Source organism: Polaromonas sp., from assembly GCF_039930745.1.
Taxonomy (GTDB): Bacteria; Pseudomonadota; Gammaproteobacteria; order Burkholderiales; family Burkholderiaceae_C; genus Polaromonas.
The window spans coordinates 75,649-92,848 of sequence record NZ_JBDTTH010000004.1 but is presented as its reverse complement, the minus strand read 5'-3'; the positions used below and the strand labels follow the sequence as shown (position 1 = coordinate 92,848).

Sequence of the window (17,200 nt, the reverse complement as noted above, 5' to 3'; positions counted from 1 at the left end):
ACGAAACACCATGATCGCTGAGAAAACTTCCGCGCGCGAGGCGCAGCACCGCAGCCCGCACGATGACCGGGCAGATGCCGTCCGCTACGCGGTGCTCCAGAGAATCGCGCCCGCGATACGCCATGACATGGTGGTGAACCTGCAACCCATCGGCATGATTTATGAACTCATGGAACACCGCGTGGCGGCCCGGCGCGAGGACATGCTTGCGCTGCAGGAGAGCAGCGCCAAAATGAGCCGTTTTGCCAAGGCCGCGCTGACCTCCTGCATCGACAGCGTGACCTGGCTGGAGCGCGACCCGGGCGCGCTGGTCTCGCTGGCCGAAGGCGTGGGGGAAAGTGTCGCCATGCTGGGACGCACGTTCGGTTTTATGGGGTTCACGTTGGTCAACCGGGTCGACGGCACGGCATGCGTCATTCCACGCGATGCGCTCCGGCATACCCTGACTTCGGCATTGCTGGCGGCTATCGATACGGCCCCATGCCCTTCCGACGTGATCCTCGCCTCGGAGGCCGGCGCGCATGACCTGGCATTGTCGCTGGATGTGGTGGCCCGGCCCGGCCAGCGTGTCCTGCAGCCCTTCCAGGAGAATTACCGGCGACTGAACTGGGAAGATGTGGAAGCAATCGCCAGCGTCGAATCCGTGGGCTTTGCCCATCATGGAGAGGGGGTGACCCTGTTTATTCGCAAGCGGGAAGAGCAAGAACCAGGAGGGCTTTTTTGATTTGCGGAAAAAGAAGCCGTCCTACGCATGGCAGAGACGCCTGCTGATGGGGACACTCCCACGGCATTTTAGAGTTGATCCTGGCTGGAATCTCCTCGCTGCAGCTCGACAATCAGTCTTCCCCATGCAGATGGAAACACCCAAAGGAACTACCGTTGACACCTATCCGGGTCGGCATTGTTGACGACTATGACGTAATACGGGCGGGGTTGGAGAGACTGTTCGCACGGTACGACGATCTGTGCGTGGTAGCCACCGCCAAGAATGGCTTGGAGGCGCTTGAACTGGTGTCGCACGATGCGCTGGATGTGCTCATCCTGGACATCGCCATGCCCGGCCATGGCGCGGTTGATGTGCTCGAGAAAATCCTCTCAAACCAGCCCGACATCAAAGTCCTGATCTTCACCGGCTATCCCGAACAGCGTTACGCCTTGCCGATGATCCGGCTGGGTGCGCGAGGCTATGTGGACAAGGCTTCGCCGTTGCTCGACATTGTGGAGGCTGTCCGGATGGTGGCGGCGGGCCGCAGCTACTTTTCCAGCAAGGTCCGCGAACTTATGGCCGATGCCGTCCGGCCCGGCACCATGCCGGGCGAAGGCGTGGACCTGACAGCCCGGGAGTTCCAGATTTTCCTCAGGCTGGCCGCTGGCGAGACCGTCACAGAGATCGCGCGCGCTCTGTCCCTCAGCGATGTGACGATCAGCTCCCACCGCTCGCGCCTGCTGACCAAACTCAAGCTCAGCAGCAATTCGCACCTGACCCGGTTTGCGCTCGAAAACCGCTTCCTGAACTGACCCCACGCAGCGGGCCAGTGGGCTTATTCCATTTCTAAATCATCCGTGCACTTTGTCGGCATCGCTAGCCGTACGTCTGTACTGTCGTCGCTTCGCCTTCGCGTTCACGAATGATGTAGAAATGGAATTAATGGGTCCAGCCGCCAGGAACGTCATGTTCCAGAAGTTTCAGCTGCCCGGCCATGGCCAGCACCAGGCGCATGGCTTCGTCCTGCGACTGGCACAGCGCAATCCATCCGTACATCGGGTGCCGAATGAAAGTGAAAATGCTTCCCTCCACCGGGTCTGCCATCACCGAATGCCGGGGGTTGAGCACAAATTCGCTGCCACTTGCCGCAGGCGGATCGGGGGAAACCTGGGGCTGCATGCGTGCCCTGACCATGGCCAGACTGGCCACGAGGTCTTCGACCTGCTGTGCGTTGAGGGTGAGGCTGCCATTGAGCGTCAGGGTCGCCACGTCTCCGCCGATGTGAACCTCCAACTGCCTCGGCGTGCCGCCGTTACTCTTGGCCTGTACCTCGTCTTGCATGTGATTCCCAACACTGCCCCGTTGCCCATGGTGCCCGATGTTGCCGGCCATGGGGCTGTGCCGGACTGTCGCCAGAATGCAGTTTTCCAGTTCGATGGCGTTTCGCCATCGGCATCGAGGCTGAGCACCCGTAGGACAATTTAAGGCCGCGGCCGCAGACCCGCGGCAGACAGTCAGGCCCTGCGTTTTGGTCCAAGCGCGGCGACGGACTGGCGCAGCGCGGCCAGCGTCACAGGCTTGGACAAGTGGCCGTCAAAGCCGAGCTGCAGGGCACGCTGCACATCGGCCTTGCGGCCATATCCGCTCAGCGCGAGCGCGGGGAGGTGGTCCAGGGCGGGGCGTTTCCTGATCGCCTCGATCAGCGCAAAGCCGTCCATGCCCGTCATGCCCAGGTCTGAGACCAGCAGATCATAGGCGGATGATTCGAGTGCTTCCAGTGCCTGTTCTCCTGTGCCCGCCGTATCCACCACGGCGCCGTCGAGGCGCAGCAGGTCCGCGAAGGGCTCCAGGGCATCCAGCATGTCATCGACGGCCAGGATCCGTAGCCCCTTGAGTGAGCCAGCGGCGGTGCCAGGCGCCGGGTCTTCCCTGGTCTTCCGGGCTTCCCGGCTTTCCAGGGGCAGCCAGACGCTGAAGGCCGCTCCCCGGCCCAGGCCTGGCGATTCGGCCAGTACGCGCCCTCCTTGTGCAGCGGCGAGTTCCTGCACCAGGGCCAGCCCGACGCCCAGCCCGCCGGTTTGCCCCTCGGTGCTCTGGCCCTGGGAAAACATGCCGAACACCTGGGGCAGGAAGTCAGCTGAGATGCCCTGGCCCGTGTCCACCACGCTGAGCCTCGCAAAGCCGTCTTCGCGTGTCAGTCGCACCTTCACTTTACCGCCCCGGGGAGTGAATTTGATGGCGTTGTTGATCAGGTTCCAGCAGATCTGTTCGGTTCGCACCCGGTCACATTGCACGATGGTGCCGTCCTGTTTTTCGAAGCTCAGCGCCAGTCCTTTTTGCCCGGCATTTTCCGTGACAGCTTCAACAATGGTGGCCAGCAGTTCATCCAGCGCCACGCTGGTGATCTTGAAGGTCAGCTTGCCGGTGCGCGCCCGGGACAGGTCCAGCAAGTCGTCAATGATCTTGACCTGGCTGGCGACCGCCAGGCGAATGTTTTCTCCTGCACGCAGCGCCGGCGGCAGGGTCTTCACCTCGGGCTGGTTGATCAGGAGTTCCGTGTTCACCTGGATCAGGTTGAGTGGATGCTTGAGCTCATGGGACATCACCGCCAGGAACCTGTCCTTGAGTTCATTGGCGGCCCGGGCCTGCGAGCTGTTGGCCTTCTCCTTCTGCAGCATGGCTTCGCGCAATGTTTCCTGCTGCTTATTGCCTGTCAGGTCACGCGCAATTTTGGCGAAACCTTTCATGCCTTTTTCCTGCAGGGGGGTCATGATGCCGCTGCAGTAAAAACGTGTCCCGTCCTTGCGTATGTGCCAGCGCTCGTCTTCGGCCCGGCCTTCTTTCAGCGCGGTGAGCCTTTCATGCTCGGGCACGCCCGCCGCGCGATCTTCCGGCGTGAATAGCAGCGCCAGTGGCTGGCCAATGATCTCTTCTTCGCTGTAGCCGAACACCCGTTTGGCCCCGGCGTTCCAGGTCGTGACGAGGCCGCCCTCATCAATGACGATGATGGCGTAGTCGCGGGTGGTCTCGGCGGCGATCCTCAGGCGTTCTTCGCCGGCACGTATGGTTTCTTCCGCCCGCCGCAAGGCGGTCACATCGACAAAAGTCAGCACCGCGCCTTCAATGCGGTCTTCCGTGGTGCGGTAGGGGCGAATGCGGGCCAGGTAGTGGCGGCCGTCGGCGCTTTCAATGGCGCGTTCAATGGTCTGCAGGGTCTGGAAAGCCTTTTCCGCGTCCTGGGCCAATGACTCGTAGTTGAGCCTGTCCTTGATGTCCAGCAACGGCCGGTTGATATCAGAGGGGATCAGATTGAAGATATTGACCGCTTGCGGCGTGTAACGCTTGATGTGCATAGCGTTGTCAATGAACACGGTGGCGATATCCGAAGCGCCGATAAAGTTCTGCAGGTCGTCGTTGATCTTCGCGGTTTCCTCGACCTTGACCTTCAACTCGAAATTGACGGTGATGAGCTCCTCATTCATCGACTGGAGTTCCTCCTTGCTGGTTTCCAGCTCTTCGGTGGCCGACCTCAGCTCTTCATTGATGGCCTGCAGTTCTTCATTGGAAGCTTTCAGCTCCTCGGTGGATGTGTCCGAGTGTTCGATGGTTTCCTGCAGGTGCTCCTTGAGCTGTTTGATTTCGAGTTCAAGCTGACCGATCACGGGCTGCTGAAGCGACGCGTCGGCTGCGGCCTGAGCCGCCAGGGTTTCCGGAACCTCTTCAAACACGACCAGGATCAGGGGTTGCCGGGCCGACGGGTCTGCGAAGGGCTTGACGCTGATCCTGACCATCTGTCTCTGTCCGCCGCGCTCCAGGGCAATGGGCCGGCAGGTCACCGACCTGCCGCCGTGGGTGGCCTGGAACAGCGCCGTGCGCAACTCGGCACGCAGGCCCGGTTGCACATTGGCCAGCAGGTTGCGCGAAGGCGCGCCGCCGCTGTGCGCAAGAAACTGCCCCACCTCGTCGGACAGATGCAGAACATCGTATTTGCCGTCGATCAGCACACTGGGCGGCGCGAACTGCGCCATACATTGCTGGTGCATCTGGGCCAGGGAAGGTGCCTGTTCCCGCGGTGCCGGCCGGGTGGCAGGATGACCGGGCTCCGGTGGCGCGCTGGGCATGAGGGGCAGGTGACGAGTCGCGTGTGCCAGAGGGTTGGTTCTGTAAATGCGGTTCTTTTTGTCGACCACCGTGAACAGTTGGGGGGCAGCGTCGGCCGATTCCGACACACCCAGGAAGAGGTAGCCGCCGGGTTTGAGGGCGAAACGGAACATTTCCAGGATCCGCGTCTGGGCTTCACGGTCCAGGTAAATCAGCAGGTTCCTGCAGCAGATGAGGTCGAGCCGCGAGAAGGGCGGGTCACGCAAGAGATTGTGGTTGGCGAAAAGCACTTTCTCGCGAACGGTTTTGACAATGCGGTATTTGTTCTGCTCTCGGGTGAAGAAGTGTTTCAGTCTGGCCGGGCTGACATCGGTGACGATGGATTCCGGGTACAGCGCGGCTCGCCCCACGGCAATCGCCCGGTCGTCGATGTCGGTTGCAAAGATCTGCATGTCCGGAGGGGGCGCCCTGCCCTGAGCTTGCTCGCGCAACAGCATGGCCAGCGAATAGGCCTCCTCGCCGGTGGCACATCCTGTCACCCAGATGCGCAGTGGATCGTCGTCGGCATGGTCATTGAAAAGTGCAGGAAGCACGTCGCGCTCGAGCGCCTCGAAGGCTTCCCGGTCGCGGAAAAAGTTGGTGACGCTGATCAGCATGTCCTGCAGCAGCGGTTGGGCTTCTTCCGGGCGATTGCGCAGGTAGTCGCGGTAAGACGGAAGGTCGGGCAGGCCGTTGACCTGCAGGCGCCGCTCGATACGGCGCAGCACAGTCGCGCGCTTGTAATGCCGGAAGTCGTTCCTGGAGTGCCGGCGCAGCAGGGTCATGATTTCCCCCAGCGCGATTTCCGCCTGTGCTGCCGCTTCGATGCTGTCCGGTGGGCTCGTCTGCAAATCAGGCGGTGCATCGGCTGGCAGGCTGATGCGCCGGGCATTGGCCCAGAGGTCCAGCAGCTTCTGCGGCATTTCCACCGCTGGCAAGACAAAGTCAACCATGCGGGTGTGAATGGCTGCGTGTGGCATGCCGTCGTGCTCGGCATCGTCCGGCGTTTGAACCAGGGTCACGCCGCCTTGTTCCTTGACGCGCGCCAGGCCCACCGCGCCATCGGCGCCGGTACCTGACATCACGATGCAGATGGCTCGTTCGCGGTGCACCTGGGCCAGGGCCCGGAAAAACAGGTCAATGGCAACGTGCGGGCCCTTGAGCCGTGCGGGCTCGACCAGCCGCAGGTAGCCGTCGTTCATCAGCAGGTCAGCGGTGGGCGGTATGACATAGACATGGTCGGCTTCGATTGCTGTGGGTTGGGCCACCTGGATGACAGGCATCTTGGTGACCCGCTGCAGAATGGCTGCCGCATTGCTTTCATGCCGGGGCGACAGATGGAGGATGACTACATAAGCCATGCCGCTGCCTGCTGGCATGTTTTCAAAAAACCGGAGCAGAGCCGTCATTCCGCCGGCCGACGCACCAATGCCGACCACCGGAAAGCTCAAGGAACTCTGGATGAATTCATCGGGGCGCTTCTCAGGATCAGGGGCTGCGGCGGGCGTATCGGACATGCTCATTACCGGGCTTTTTTGAAAATAGCTCCCACATGGTAGCCCCAACAAGAGCGAAGAGGGAAAGCCGCAGGCTGCGGCTATACGGGCCGTGTGTGATGAATTGAAGCTGGCCGACCCTGGCTGTGGGCACTGTCCGACAACTGGCACGCCGGTATGTTTCTAAATTCTTCGAAGAAGGGGGTGTACACCATGCTTGTTCATCACATCAGATCAACCACGGCGACGGTAGATACTTTGCCGCATCGTTCTTCTTCCGTGGCACCCGGCAAGGAACCGGGTAGCCGGACGGAATTTTTTTCGGACAAGGACGCCGCAGACCTCCACCTGCATGCCTATGCATCTGCGCGTACCAACAGGCGGGCTGGTGCCCGGCGCGAATCAGAACGCTTTGTCGCCTTGCACGGCGGTTGACGCTTGGCGGGTGGTGGCCGGGCATGGATGCTCGAGCTTGAAGATCCTCCTACATCCAATGGAGGCTTGCAGCTGTTTTTCGTCCTGCTGGTCCAACCAGAATGGAACAGGAAGCCAGCCTTTCGGGGCCGGCCTCGAAGCAATCGCACGGAGAAGCCCTGTGGAATGCAGCGTCTGTCCAGCACAACCGAAAGCTGGGCTCGCTGTCGGTTCTCCGTTTTTTTGCCATGTCTGGCATAACCAACCGAAGGAGTTTTTCATGAACAAGGATCTCTGGCGACCCTTGGCGGTCACGGCACTGCTGGTAGGAGCCGCTGCATTGGGCGGCTGTAACAAGAACCCGGACGGCGCGGCAAGCCCCGACGTCACCAGCCCGGCGACCCCGCCGGGCCCGGGCTCCGGCTCTGGCATGGGCAACCCGGGTACCGGCGCTACGCCAGGCTCGGGCAGTGGCGGCACGGGCAGCAGCAGCCAATAAGCCCTGCGGCAGCGGCGCCAGCGGTGCCGCTGAACGTGGTCGCAACACAAGATTCGGCCCGGCTCCGGTTGCAGCACTGCGTCCAGGGCTTTTACCTGTTCAACGAATAGAGCTTCCTCATTCATGATCGACTGCCCGTGTTACCAGGAGCGCCCCATGCCGCGTGCTTTCCGCCATCCTTCCAAGCCCGAAACCTCCGACAACGCCGCGCCGGCCCGGCCTGCTCCACCCGCGCCGGACGATGCCCCGGCGGCCGGAGTGGACCTGTCCAGTGAATCGGTGGCCGGTGAGGAAGATCCCGGCGCCGCGCTGGATCTGCTCTGGCCTGCGCCACCCGCGTGATACCCCCGCAGGTCAGGCGCTGCACGCGCTAAAGATCCTGCGAGCAGGGCATTCCGGCCCCGCAAGTGCGAGCAATATTCGCGCAATGCCGCGCAACACTTTCCCTGTCATCAACGTGGGCTGGAGGCGGCGTCCTCAGGCTGAACATTCCAAAGCCGAAGAGGCCAAGCCGCGCCGCATTGCTGTAAGCGTGGCCTGAGCCGGGGTGCAAACCTGAGGTCAATGCTGGCGTGAGCAGTAGGCCAGGAACTGGTCGAGCTCCGTGGATTTGTCGAAAACAGCATCGGCGCCAGAGGCCAGGCAACGCGCGCGTATGTCGGCGGTCGCGTAGTTGGAAAGCACCACCACGCGCTGCCGGCTGCCGCGCTGGCCGCATTTCCTGAGCACACCCAGGCCGCTACCCTGCTGGAGGAACAGGTCCACCACCAGCAACTGCCAGTCGCGCGGGTGCTGCGCCAGCCAGAAGCACGCTCCTTGTTCTGTTTCCGAATAGCCTACCGTGTGGACGCCGGCGAGCTCCGTCAGGGTTTCCATTAGGTTGTCCCGGATGACGGCATTGTCTTCAACAATATAGGCCTTCAGGACCGCGTCATATTCGGTTTCCGGAAACAGGCCGACCGCGGATGTAGCGAAAAAGTTCGTGGGGGTCACCGTTTCAGTTTCCGGCGAAGGCAAGGGGGGCGTCGCAGGCGAATGTTTCACGCCGTTGTAGGACGGCGCGCTCTATGGGGGCAAACCCCGGGTGCGTGAAGTGCCGGCCGCTACGGAAAATATAGCGGAGATATCGCGGGTTAGGGCGGAGCTACAGCGGGCCCGAGGGTCCGGTTTTGCCGGTCAGGCGCCTGCGAGCGTACACGGCGATAAAGCCGGCGCCGAGCACCAAGGCAAACCAGCCGACCAATGACGAACTGGCCACGATGCCCTGCATGCCCGGCGAGGTGATGAAGTGCGGCGAAACCAGCACAGCCAGCCCGATCAGAGCGCAGAGCACACCTTTGAACAGCAGTTCGTTGTTGGCCTTGTTGCTGTGCCTGCGGAGGGGGGGAGGAGGTAGGGGCATGGCACGATTGTCGGCCAAACCCGATGAAGGGGTCGGGGGTGGGGGTTTGGCAGCAGGGAAGGCACTGATGCATTTATAGTAGTTGCTGGTCATTTCGGGCGAGCACCTCCGCGGGTGCGGCCATTCTCAGGAGCATGTTGTGAGCCTATCTTCCGCTGATACCCTTCATCCCACCCGCTTCGGCAGCGGGCAAGCCGTTCGCCGCCTGGAGGACGATGCGCTGCTGGCCGGCATCGGCCAGTTCACCGATGACGTGACCCTGCAGGAACAGACGCACCTGTTTTTTGTGCGTTCGCCTTATCCCCATGCGCGCATTGCGGCGGTGGACACATCGGCCGCGCTAGCCATGCCGGGTGTATTGCAAATCATCACCGGTGCCGATCTGGTGGCGGCCGGTGTCCAGGCGATTCCCGGGATTGGCGGTTTCACTCGAGCCGACGGCTCGCCCTGCGCCACGCCGCCACGGCATGCGCTGGCCCATGAACGCGTGCGTTTTGTCGGCGAAGCCGTCGCTGCCGTGGTGGCCCTGAGCCTGCGCCAGGCGCGCGATGCCGCCGAAGCGGTGATGGTGGACTATGACGAGTTGCCCATGGTGGTGGACATGAGCGATGCGATGGCCAGCGGCGCCCCGGTGCTGTGCCCCGAGGCGCCGGACAACATTGCCGCGGAAACACGCTACGGCGATGCAGGTGCCACGGCCGCCGCTTTTGCCGCTGCCCGCCATATTGTCAAACTCGACATCGTCAACCAGCGCCTAGCGGCGCTGAGCCTGGAGCCGCGCTCGGTGCTGGCCGGCTTCGACACCGCGTCGCAGCGCCTGACCATCCGCATGAGCACGCAGATGCCCTCGGGCGTGCGCGACTCGGTCTGCCACGCGCTGGGCATTCCCAAGGAGGGTGTACGTGTCATCGTCGGTGACGTGGGCGGCGGCTTCGGCATGAAAACGGGCGTGTACCCTGAAGACGTGGCCGTGGCCTATTGCGCGCGCACGCTGCAGCGCGCCGTCAAATGGGTCGCCGACCGCAGCGAGGAGTTCGTCTCCAGCACGCACGGCCGCGACCTGCAAAGCCAGGCCGAACTCGCGCTCGACGAGAGCGGGAAAATCCTCGCGCTGCGCCTGGCCTCGCTGGCCAATGTCGGCGCCTACCCGACTGGCGCGGGTGCGGCCATCCAGCTGCTGATCGGCCCCTGGGTACAGACCAGCGTCTATGACATCCAGACCATAGACTTTCATTTCCGCGCCGTGATGACCAACACCGCGCCGACCAGCGCCTACCGCGGCGCGGGCCGGCCCGAAGCCATCTTCATCATGGAGCGGCTGATGGACGAAGCCGCGCGCCAGACCGGCATAGACCGCATCGCGCTGCGCCGGCGCAACTTCATTCAGCCCGCGCAGATGCCTTACAAAAACCCCATGGGGCAGGTTTATGACAGCGGCCGCTTCGAAGCGGTGATGGACCAGGCGCTGGTGCTGGCCGATTGGCAGGGTTTCGAAGCGCGCGCCGCCGCATCGAAGCAGCGCGGCCTGCTGCGCGGGCTCGGCATTTCGACCTTCCTCGAATGGACCGGCGGCCTTGCCCTGGAGGAACGCGTCACTCTTTCAGTACGCGCCGACGACGGCGTGATCGAGGTCTTCTCGGCCGTCAACGCCATGGGGCAGGGCATCCTGACCTCCTTGACCCAGCTGGTGGTCGATGCCTTCGGCGTGCCGCCCGAAAAAGTCCGCGTGGTGCTGGGCGACACCGACCGCGGTGACGGTTTCGGCAGTGCCGGCTCACGTTCGCTGTTCACCGGCGGCTCGGCCGTGCGCATAGGCGCAGAACGCACGATTGAAAAAGCCCGGCAACTTGCGGCCAGGGAATTCGAGGCGGCGGAGGAGGACATCACCTACGCCGAAGGCCATTTCACCGTGGCCGGCACTGACCTGGCCATCGACCTGTTTGCGCTGGCGGCGCGCCAGGAGGAGCAACGCATTTTCATGGACTCGACCACCGCCGTTGCCGGGCCGTCCTGGCCCAACGGCTGCCACATCAGCGAAGTCGAAATCGACCCCCTGACCGGCCATGTGGCGGTGGTGGCCTATGCCTCCGTCAACGACGTCGGCCGGGTCGTCAACCCGATGATTGTTCGCGGCCAGCTCGACGGCGGCGCCGTGCAGGGCATAGGCCAGGCCTTGTGCGAACACCTGGTGTATGACCGGGAAACCGGCCAGCCCGTCACCGGCAGCCTGATGGACTATGCCGCGCCACGCGCCGACAACGCGCCCCCGTTCAAGACCGAAATGGACCCCTCCACCCCATGCCTGAACAACCCGCTGGGCGTCAAGGGCGTGGGCGAGCTGGGCACCATAGGCGCCGGACCAACGGTGGTCAATGCCGTGGCCGATGCGCTGGCGCGTCACGGTATGGCCGTCCAGGCCAGCCAATTGCAGATGCCGCTGTCGCCGTCCAGGCTCTGGCACTGGATGCAGGGCTGAGGCCTGGCTTTCGCCGGGTTGAGAGTGAAATAGGCCGTAAGCCCTTATGTGGTAGTCATAGTTCGCTATTAATAGAGTAGCGTGTGGCCTCCTTGCGGCATGTATCACAGTGGGTCGGCGGCTTCCCTGGCGCGCATCTTGGCGCCTATGTATTCGCCGTGTGTGACATGAAGCAGTCCGGCGATCTTGCTGATCAGGTGGTTCTCGTGCGCGTCGAGGTGGGCGTCCGAATAGGCCACCTGCCACATGTGCTCAACCATGCGGATCTTCTGCGCATGGGTGAAGTGTTCGTTCAGGCTGGAGGTGAAGCGGTGGTAGTCGTGGCTGGTTTTCGCCGTATCTTCGGCCAGTTCGATCAACCGGGCCAGTTCGTCGTTGCCCAGTGAAAATTTTCCGCGCAAGGTGTCCAGCACCATGGCGCTTTCGGCGGCGTTGATGGCCGGGTCTGCACGCATCACTTCCACCAGCAGCACGGCCGTGGCCAATTGCAGGGTGTGTTCCCGGTCACCGGGGGACTGCGCAGCGGCGGGCGCGGTGAAGGTGTCAAACAGGTCTTTGAGTGTTCTCAGCATGGGTTTTGCAAGCCTTGTGGCCAACAGGTGCAAAGGGAGGCACGATGGAGCCGACGCCGGCCCATGGGTTCCCGCAGCGCGAAGCTGCTTAATCCACAAGAGCCCGCTCGAAATAAACAAAGGTATTGCGTGGAAAGACGTGCCGGTATACCGGGCGGGCGAGAACACGTGCCAGATTTTTGAGCTGCAGCAGCCCGGAGGCGCCGTTATAGAGCCGGAAAAAGCTGGGCCGGACGGGCTGCAGGCCGGCCGCCTTGCCGAAGGCCACCAGCGAGGCGTGATCGAAGGCGTTGATATGTTCCAGCGGTGCGATCGGCATTTTGTCCTTGGCGGAAAGCGAGCCGAAACTTTGCCCCCGCTTAATTTTTTCAAGCGAGGCGACAGCATCGGGCACGCTGATCTTGATCAGCCCGCCGGGCGCCAGCGCCGCCGCCAGGCGGTCCAACACGGCGCGGGGTTCGACCAGGTGTTCAAACACCTGCTCGGTATGGATGAAGTGAAACGCCCTGTCAGGCAGATGGTCGAGAGGGACCACTTGAATGCCGACCGACCTGCCATGTTCTGCCCGTTCCTGCGACAGCTCCACGCCGGACACACGGCAACCATAGCCCATGGCCATTTTTGACCAATGCGCCCAGCCAAAGCCGAAGTCCAGCATATGCAGCTCGCCTGGCGGCCGGCCCAGATGCTGGATGACGAACTGCACCTGCTCGGCGAGGTAACGGTATTCCTCCAGGCTGTAGTTGCGATGCTCGCGCTCGAAGTCGCTGCCCGGTACCCAGCTGTTGTAGATCTCGCCGAGGAAGGCGTCATCCGGAATGTATTTCTGGAAGCTCAGGCCGCAGCGGTCACAGCGCGTCAGCACATAGAGGCTGTCATCCGCGGTGTGCGACGCTTTGCCCTCGTAGTGCGTCCTCAGGTAGTTCTGTATGCCTTCGCTCGCATAAGGCTCTTCGTAAACCTGCGTCAACGACGCCGACATGCAGGCGGGGCAAGATGTTCTGGGCTTCATCACCGATGTGTGAGGCGCTTGCGCAGCTTGTGCTGGCAAGGTGTGGCCGGCACTGCTTATGAAGACTGCGCCTGCAGCCGGAGCATCGGAGGGATCAGGAAAATTGGAGGTGGTGGTCATGGCGGCGGGTTTAAACCGTGGATTCTTTCGGCTCATCAACGGGACCACCTTAGCTGTATGCCGGACTGCCGCCGTAACGTCATGTAAGCCAGGGCTTTTTTTGCCATTGAATAGCCGGACGAACCGGGTGAACGTTTCCCCCACTGGGAAGCCGGAGGACAAAGCCGGTCAGTCGCTGTCTGCGAGGTCATGGCGTCGGAGGAACTATAGCAATCAAGGCGGATTAACGAACTTTGACGGCGCCAGACCCGCGGTCTCTGGCGAGCATGGTTTGTCTCCTTTTCTTGCAAGGCTGCGCCTGATCCCATCGGGCGGCGTCGGCCTACAGCTGCGAACTGCGGAGATGCCGCAAAGTATTCAAGGAAAGGATGCAGACCGTGCACAAGTGGAACAACACGGTGGCCAGAGCCACCGCCGGGAACGGTGTTTCAGATGTTTGACCTGACTTTGCCCTGGTGGGAATTCATCGTGCGCGCCACGCTGATTTACGTAGTGCTCTTGAGTCTGGTCAGGATTTCAGGCAAGCGTACCGTCGGCCAGTTCACGCCTTTTGACCTCATGGTCGTCGTGCTTCTGAGCGAGGGCGTGTCGAATTCGCTGACCGGTGGGGACGAATCGCTGCTGGGTGGCCTGATCGTGGCCTTCACGTTGATCAGCATCAACTTTGCGGTGGCTTTTGTCACGGCGCGCAGTCGCAGGGCGCAGATTGTTGTGGAAGGCCGGCCTATCCTGATCGGCCGGGACGGGCAGCTGTTCAAGGAAGCGCTGCAGGCAGAACATGTGGCGGTGGCCGAGTTCGAGCAAGCCCTGCGCGAAGCCGACTGCGAACTGCAGGACATGCGCTGCGCTTTTCTGGAAGCCGACGGGAAAATCAGTGTCCTGCGCAAACGGCCATGAGAGCGTGGCGGCAGATACCCTTTTTCGGCTTTGATGCAAAAGCACCGAATGGAGCGTGCGCTTTCAAATGAATTGGCTGAACAAACTCCCGGGCACACGGCGCGCCGCCAGCGGGCTGGAGTGGAAACTTTGGCGCAAGCTGCCCCTCATTGCCCTGGCCGGGACGCTGTTGCCCTTGCTGATCCTGGGGCTGGTCTACCTGCTCAATGATCCGCAGACCAGTGCGGCCCACGCGCGCTGGAACCAGATGGTGGGCTACATGGTGCTGGGCGCCATTTTTTTTCACTGGTCCATGGTCGGGACGGTGGCGCTGGGCTGCATCATCGTGATGCTCATGAAAGGCCCCGGTTACGTGGCCGACGGCTATCTCTTGTCGCACAGAGACCAGCCGCGCGAGACCATGGAGAGCGATGAGGAAGCCAGGCATCGCCGGTTCCCGTTTCCGGCTGCCGACTCAACCCGGGACCTGGCCGGGAGGTGACAATCGGGGGCCATGAAAACCATACTCCCCCTTCAACTGCTGATTGCCCCTCACAAGAATGACCCCAAGCCCCTGGTGCTGTACCACGGCCGCAGTTGCCCCGACGGTTTTGCCGCCGCGCTGGCGGCCTGGCTTTATTACGCAGACCGTGCCGAGTATCTCGGGCTGGACCATGGCGATATCCGCTCGGTGGACGACCTGCCGGCCCTCGACGGCCGCGCGGTGTACATCCTTGATTTTTCTTTCCCCGCTGACATACTGCGCGGTATTGAAGAGCGCGCCGCCAAGCTGGTGATGCTGGACCACCACAAGAGCGCGGCGGAAAAACTCACTGGTTTTTCCTGCCGCTGCGGTGTGGTGCATTTCGACATGGACAAATGCGGCGCCCGGCTGGCCTGGGAGTTTTTTCACCCCGATACCGCGCTGCCGGACCTTGTGCGCTACATCGAAGACCGCGACATCTGGGTATGGCGTCATCCTGAAAGCCCGGGGTTTCTGGCCGCGCTCGACATGGAGCCCGTCAGTTTTTCCCGCTGGGCCGAGATCGCCTCCTTCAGCCCCGATGAAGTGACGGCGTTCATGGCGCGCGGCCAGGCCATGGACGAGAAGTTCGGCAAGCTCGCCGCAGATATTGCGGAGGGCGCGCAGCCCGTCATCTTCAATGGTGAGCAAGGCCTGATGGTCAATGCGCCTGGTGTGTTTCACAGCCTGGTGGGTGACATGCTTTCGAAGAAAAGTGGCACCTTTGCACTGATGTGGACGGTGGCTCCAGGTGGCGTTGTCAAGGGCGGGCTGCGCTCCCAGCGCGGTTTTGACTGCATTGCCCTGGCCGAGAGCATGGGCGGCGGCGGCCATGCGCAGGCCTGCGGCTTCAAGATGGGCATTGGGCGCCTGCCGGAGCTGCTCAGCGGCGTGTTCGACGCAGTACCGGGGGCAGGCCAGCAGGCGCGATAACCCGGCCTGACCCGTTTGCCCTCAGGCTTTTCGCGCCTTCTGCCAGCGGCCGGCCCACAGCACCAGGGGTTCCATGGCACCCAGCAGTTCTTCTCCCCAGCGCGTCAGCGCATAACCTTCGCCGCTGGCGTGGTCCACCAAGCCCGCTTCCCTGAGTTCAGCCAGCCGGACATTGAGCACGGACGAAGACACCTCGGCGCAGGCTGTCTGCAGCGCGCGGAAATTCACCGGGCCGCTGCGCAGCTCCCACAGGATGCGCATGGTCCAGCGCCGGTGGAAAAGGTCAATCGCCGCATTGATGCCGTCCTTGTGCGGATGGGTGCTTGTCCTGGTGCTGCGTGTAACCATCATGTCTTCCTGTCGTTGTTGATCGGCGCTCGCCTGTTGTCGCTTGCATGACTGAATGCTTTGATTTTAGAAGCATGCAGGGACGAAAAGGGGCAAAATCCAGTTGCTTCTTTTTCAGAAGCAATTGAATCACCCTGAAAGGAGCCCTTCATGCCGATCACCCGTATCCTTCCTGTACCCGAGCCGCTTGAGCCGCCCCTGGCCGGTCACATGTCAAAGCTGTTGCCCGCGGGCGTGCCGGCGCCGCAGCTCTTCCTGAGCGTGGCGCGCAACGCCGGGCTCTTCGGCTTCCTGGTCGACAGCGGCCTGATCGGCCCGACTGGCCTGCTGGATCGGCGAGCACTGGCCAAGGACCTGCGCGAAACCATCATCCTGCGCACCTGTGTGGCAACGAACAATGACTACGAGTTCAATCTGCATGTGCAAACCATCTCTGCACGTATGGGGCTGAGCCCGGCGCAGATAGCCGATGTGCGCGCGGCCCAGCCCTCCGCTGATCATTGGCCGCCGGGCTTGCTCGCTGCCATGGTGCTGGTGGATGCCCTGGTGCGCCGACTGCAGCTCAGTGATGAAGAATTCGCCCTGGCCCGCGCACATTTCAGCGAGGAGGCATTGATAGAAATGACCCAGCTCACCGGTCTGTACACCGGTGTGGCGATGCTGGTCGCGTTAATTCGCCCGCAAATGGACAGCTATGGCCAGCCACGCAGGGTGGACGCCTGAGCTGTCCTCTCCCACGGCGCAGAAAACTTCAAGTGAAATGGTCATTTTCCCCATGCAATGATTGCAGAGTGCGCTCCTGAAAATATAGCGACTTGTTCTGCCCATGGACGGGCACGAAAAGCGCATCTCGACACCATTGCAGTCGCGCGGTAAATACCGGGTAAATCTCCGTTTTCCTTACACGGCGTTCACAATGCCACGCCAACAATGGTCTCACTGAATCAGACAAGCCCTTAAAAAGCAGCGATTCAGAAAGCAGCCCTTCCAGCTGCTTGCCGACCCTGGAACCTGTTCCAGCCACCGCAAGTTGTTCATGGGGTTGCCGGTTATTCATCCGAAAAGCAGGAGAACCTCATGACATCGAAACTGTTGACCACTTCCTTGTTGGCATCTGCCCTGTTCGCCGGCCTGGGCTTCGCTCCGGCCATGGCTCAACAAGGCAACAACACCCCCGGCATCGACCAAGCGCAGCAGGCCATTGGCGCGCGTATCCAGCAAGGGCTGGCATCGGGTCACATCACGCCTTCGGAAGCGCAGGTGCTGTACCGGCGTGACCATGAGATTGCCACGCGTGAGGCGCAGTTCAAGGCCAACGGCAATGTGAATCCGCAAGAGCGTCAAGTGCTGCGCAACGACGTGGCGGCCCTCAGCGCTGAAGTGGAACGCATGATGGCCAACCGCGACGTTGTCCGGGCGGGCGGCAATACCAACGGCATCGACAACCGCGAGGCCCAGATCAGCCAGCGCATTGACGAAGGTGTGCGCTCCGGCCGTATCACCCAGCGCGAAGCCCGTGCATTGCACAAACGCGAGCGTCTGATCGAACGCCACGAAGCGGCGTACAAATCTGACGGTGTGGTGACGCCGCAGGAGCGTCGCCAGTTGCGCGGCGAACTGACCGCTTTGCGTGACGAAGTGGAGCGCATGATGCGCAACGACCGTCGCCACGGTCGCGGCTAA

18 protein-coding genes are annotated in these 17,200 nt (G+C 62.2%); 11 read left to right on the top strand and 7 right to left on the bottom strand.

Annotation, left to right across the window (positions count from 1 at the left end; genetic code table 11):
* The first annotated feature begins 10 nt into the window (after positions 1–10).
* Together ABI660_RS02960 and ABI660_RS02955 are read left to right on the top strand one after the other, a co-directional pair.
* Positions 11–724 carry a hypothetical protein gene (locus ABI660_RS02960; RefSeq protein WP_348064779.1) on the top strand — a complete coding sequence of 238 codons (714 nt, stop codon included), beginning with the start codon at positions 11–13 and terminating at the stop codon, positions 722–724.
* 155 nt (positions 725–879) lie between these two features.
* Positions 880–1,518, top strand: coding sequence for a response regulator transcription factor (locus tag ABI660_RS02955; protein ID WP_348064777.1), 639 nt, complete (start codon positions 880–882; stop codon positions 1,516–1,518).
* Between the two features lie 127 nt (positions 1,519–1,645).
* Here the strand turns inward: ABI660_RS02955 and ABI660_RS02950 are convergent, their stop codons facing one another.
* Entirely contained in the window at positions 1,646–2,047 is a 402-nt protein-coding gene (locus tag ABI660_RS02950; protein WP_348064775.1) for a hypothetical protein, read from the bottom strand.
* A 173-nt stretch (positions 2,048–2,220) separates the two neighbouring features.
* Positions 2,221–6,363 (bottom strand): CheR family methyltransferase, encoded by a 4,143-nt coding sequence (locus tag ABI660_RS02945; RefSeq protein ID WP_348064773.1) that lies wholly within the window; start codon positions 6,361–6,363, stop codon positions 2,221–2,223.
* 192 nt (positions 6,364–6,555) lie between these two features.
* Between ABI660_RS02945 and ABI660_RS02940 the strand changes: the two genes are divergently transcribed.
* The 3 genes from ABI660_RS02940 (at position 6,556) to ABI660_RS02930 (ending at position 7,597) form a co-directional block, all read left to right on the top strand.
* The gene (locus ABI660_RS02940; RefSeq protein WP_348064771.1) at positions 6,556–6,777 is read left to right on the top strand and encodes a hypothetical protein; all 222 of its coding nucleotides are present in this window, start codon (positions 6,556–6,558) and stop codon (positions 6,775–6,777) included.
* Positions 6,778–7,036: 259 nt separating this feature from the next.
* Entirely contained in the window at positions 7,037–7,255 is a 219-nt protein-coding gene (locus ABI660_RS02935; protein ID WP_348064769.1) for a hypothetical protein, read from the top strand.
* 156 nt (positions 7,256–7,411) lie between these two features.
* Positions 7,412–7,597 (top strand): hypothetical protein, encoded by a 186-nt coding sequence (locus tag ABI660_RS02930; RefSeq protein WP_348064768.1) that lies wholly within the window; start codon positions 7,412–7,414, stop codon positions 7,595–7,597.
* Positions 7,598–7,816: 219 nt separating this feature from the next.
* On the opposite strand, the gene ABI660_RS02925 is transcribed toward ABI660_RS02930, so the two are convergent.
* Positions 7,817–8,179, bottom strand: coding sequence for a response regulator (locus tag ABI660_RS02925; RefSeq protein ID WP_348064849.1), 363 nt, complete (start codon positions 8,177–8,179; stop codon positions 7,817–7,819).
* Between the two features lie 220 nt (positions 8,180–8,399).
* A complete protein-coding gene (locus ABI660_RS02920) occupies positions 8,400–8,657 on the bottom strand; it encodes a hypothetical protein (protein WP_348064766.1) in 258 nt (85 codons plus the stop codon).
* A 139-nt stretch (positions 8,658–8,796) separates the two neighbouring features.
* Between ABI660_RS02920 and ABI660_RS02915 the strand changes: the two genes are divergently transcribed.
* The gene (locus tag ABI660_RS02915) at positions 8,797–11,133 is read left to right on the top strand and encodes a xanthine dehydrogenase family protein molybdopterin-binding subunit (RefSeq protein ID WP_348064764.1); all 2,337 of its coding nucleotides are present in this window, start codon (positions 8,797–8,799) and stop codon (positions 11,131–11,133) included.
* Positions 11,134–11,237: 104 nt separating this feature from the next.
* Here the strand turns inward: ABI660_RS02915 and ABI660_RS02910 are convergent, their stop codons facing one another.
* Positions 11,238–11,705, bottom strand: a complete 468-nt coding sequence (locus ABI660_RS02910) for a TerB family tellurite resistance protein (RefSeq protein ID WP_348064762.1) — start codon at positions 11,703–11,705, stop codon at positions 11,238–11,240.
* Positions 11,706–11,793: 88 nt separating this feature from the next.
* Positions 11,794–12,837: a class I SAM-dependent methyltransferase gene (locus ABI660_RS02905; protein ID WP_348064760.1), complete on the bottom strand. Its 1,044-nt coding sequence runs from the start codon at positions 12,835–12,837 to the stop codon at positions 11,794–11,796.
* Positions 12,838–13,269: 432 nt separating this feature from the next.
* Here ABI660_RS02905 and ABI660_RS02900 point away from each other — a divergent pair, with 432 nt between their 5' ends.
* The 3 genes from ABI660_RS02900 to ABI660_RS02890 all read left to right on the top strand — a co-directional run bounded on the left by ABI660_RS02900 (position 13,270) and on the right by ABI660_RS02890 (position 15,169).
* Positions 13,270–13,734 (top strand): YetF domain-containing protein, encoded by a 465-nt coding sequence (locus ABI660_RS02900; RefSeq protein WP_348064758.1) that lies wholly within the window; start codon positions 13,270–13,272, stop codon positions 13,732–13,734.
* Between the two features lie 67 nt (positions 13,735–13,801).
* A complete protein-coding gene (locus ABI660_RS02895) occupies positions 13,802–14,215 on the top strand; it encodes a hypothetical protein (protein WP_348064756.1) in 414 nt (137 codons plus the stop codon).
* Positions 14,216–14,227: 12 nt separating this feature from the next.
* Positions 14,228–15,169, top strand: a complete 942-nt coding sequence (locus tag ABI660_RS02890) for a DHHA1 domain-containing protein (RefSeq protein WP_348064754.1) — start codon at positions 14,228–14,230, stop codon at positions 15,167–15,169.
* A gap of 21 nt (positions 15,170–15,190) precedes the next feature.
* Here the strand turns inward: ABI660_RS02890 and ABI660_RS02885 are convergent, their stop codons facing one another.
* Positions 15,191–15,517, bottom strand: coding sequence for a helix-turn-helix domain-containing protein (locus ABI660_RS02885; RefSeq protein ID WP_348064752.1), 327 nt, complete (start codon positions 15,515–15,517; stop codon positions 15,191–15,193).
* A gap of 150 nt (positions 15,518–15,667) precedes the next feature.
* On the opposite strand from ABI660_RS02885, the gene ABI660_RS02880 reads away from it, so the two are divergent.
* Positions 15,668–16,240 carry a carboxymuconolactone decarboxylase family protein gene (locus tag ABI660_RS02880; protein ID WP_348064750.1) on the top strand — a complete coding sequence of 191 codons (573 nt, stop codon included), beginning with the start codon at positions 15,668–15,670 and terminating at the stop codon, positions 16,238–16,240.
* Positions 16,241–16,594: 354 nt separating this feature from the next.
* Positions 16,595–17,200 carry a hypothetical protein gene (locus ABI660_RS02875; protein WP_348064748.1) on the top strand — a complete coding sequence of 202 codons (606 nt, stop codon included), beginning with the start codon at positions 16,595–16,597 and terminating at the stop codon, positions 17,198–17,200.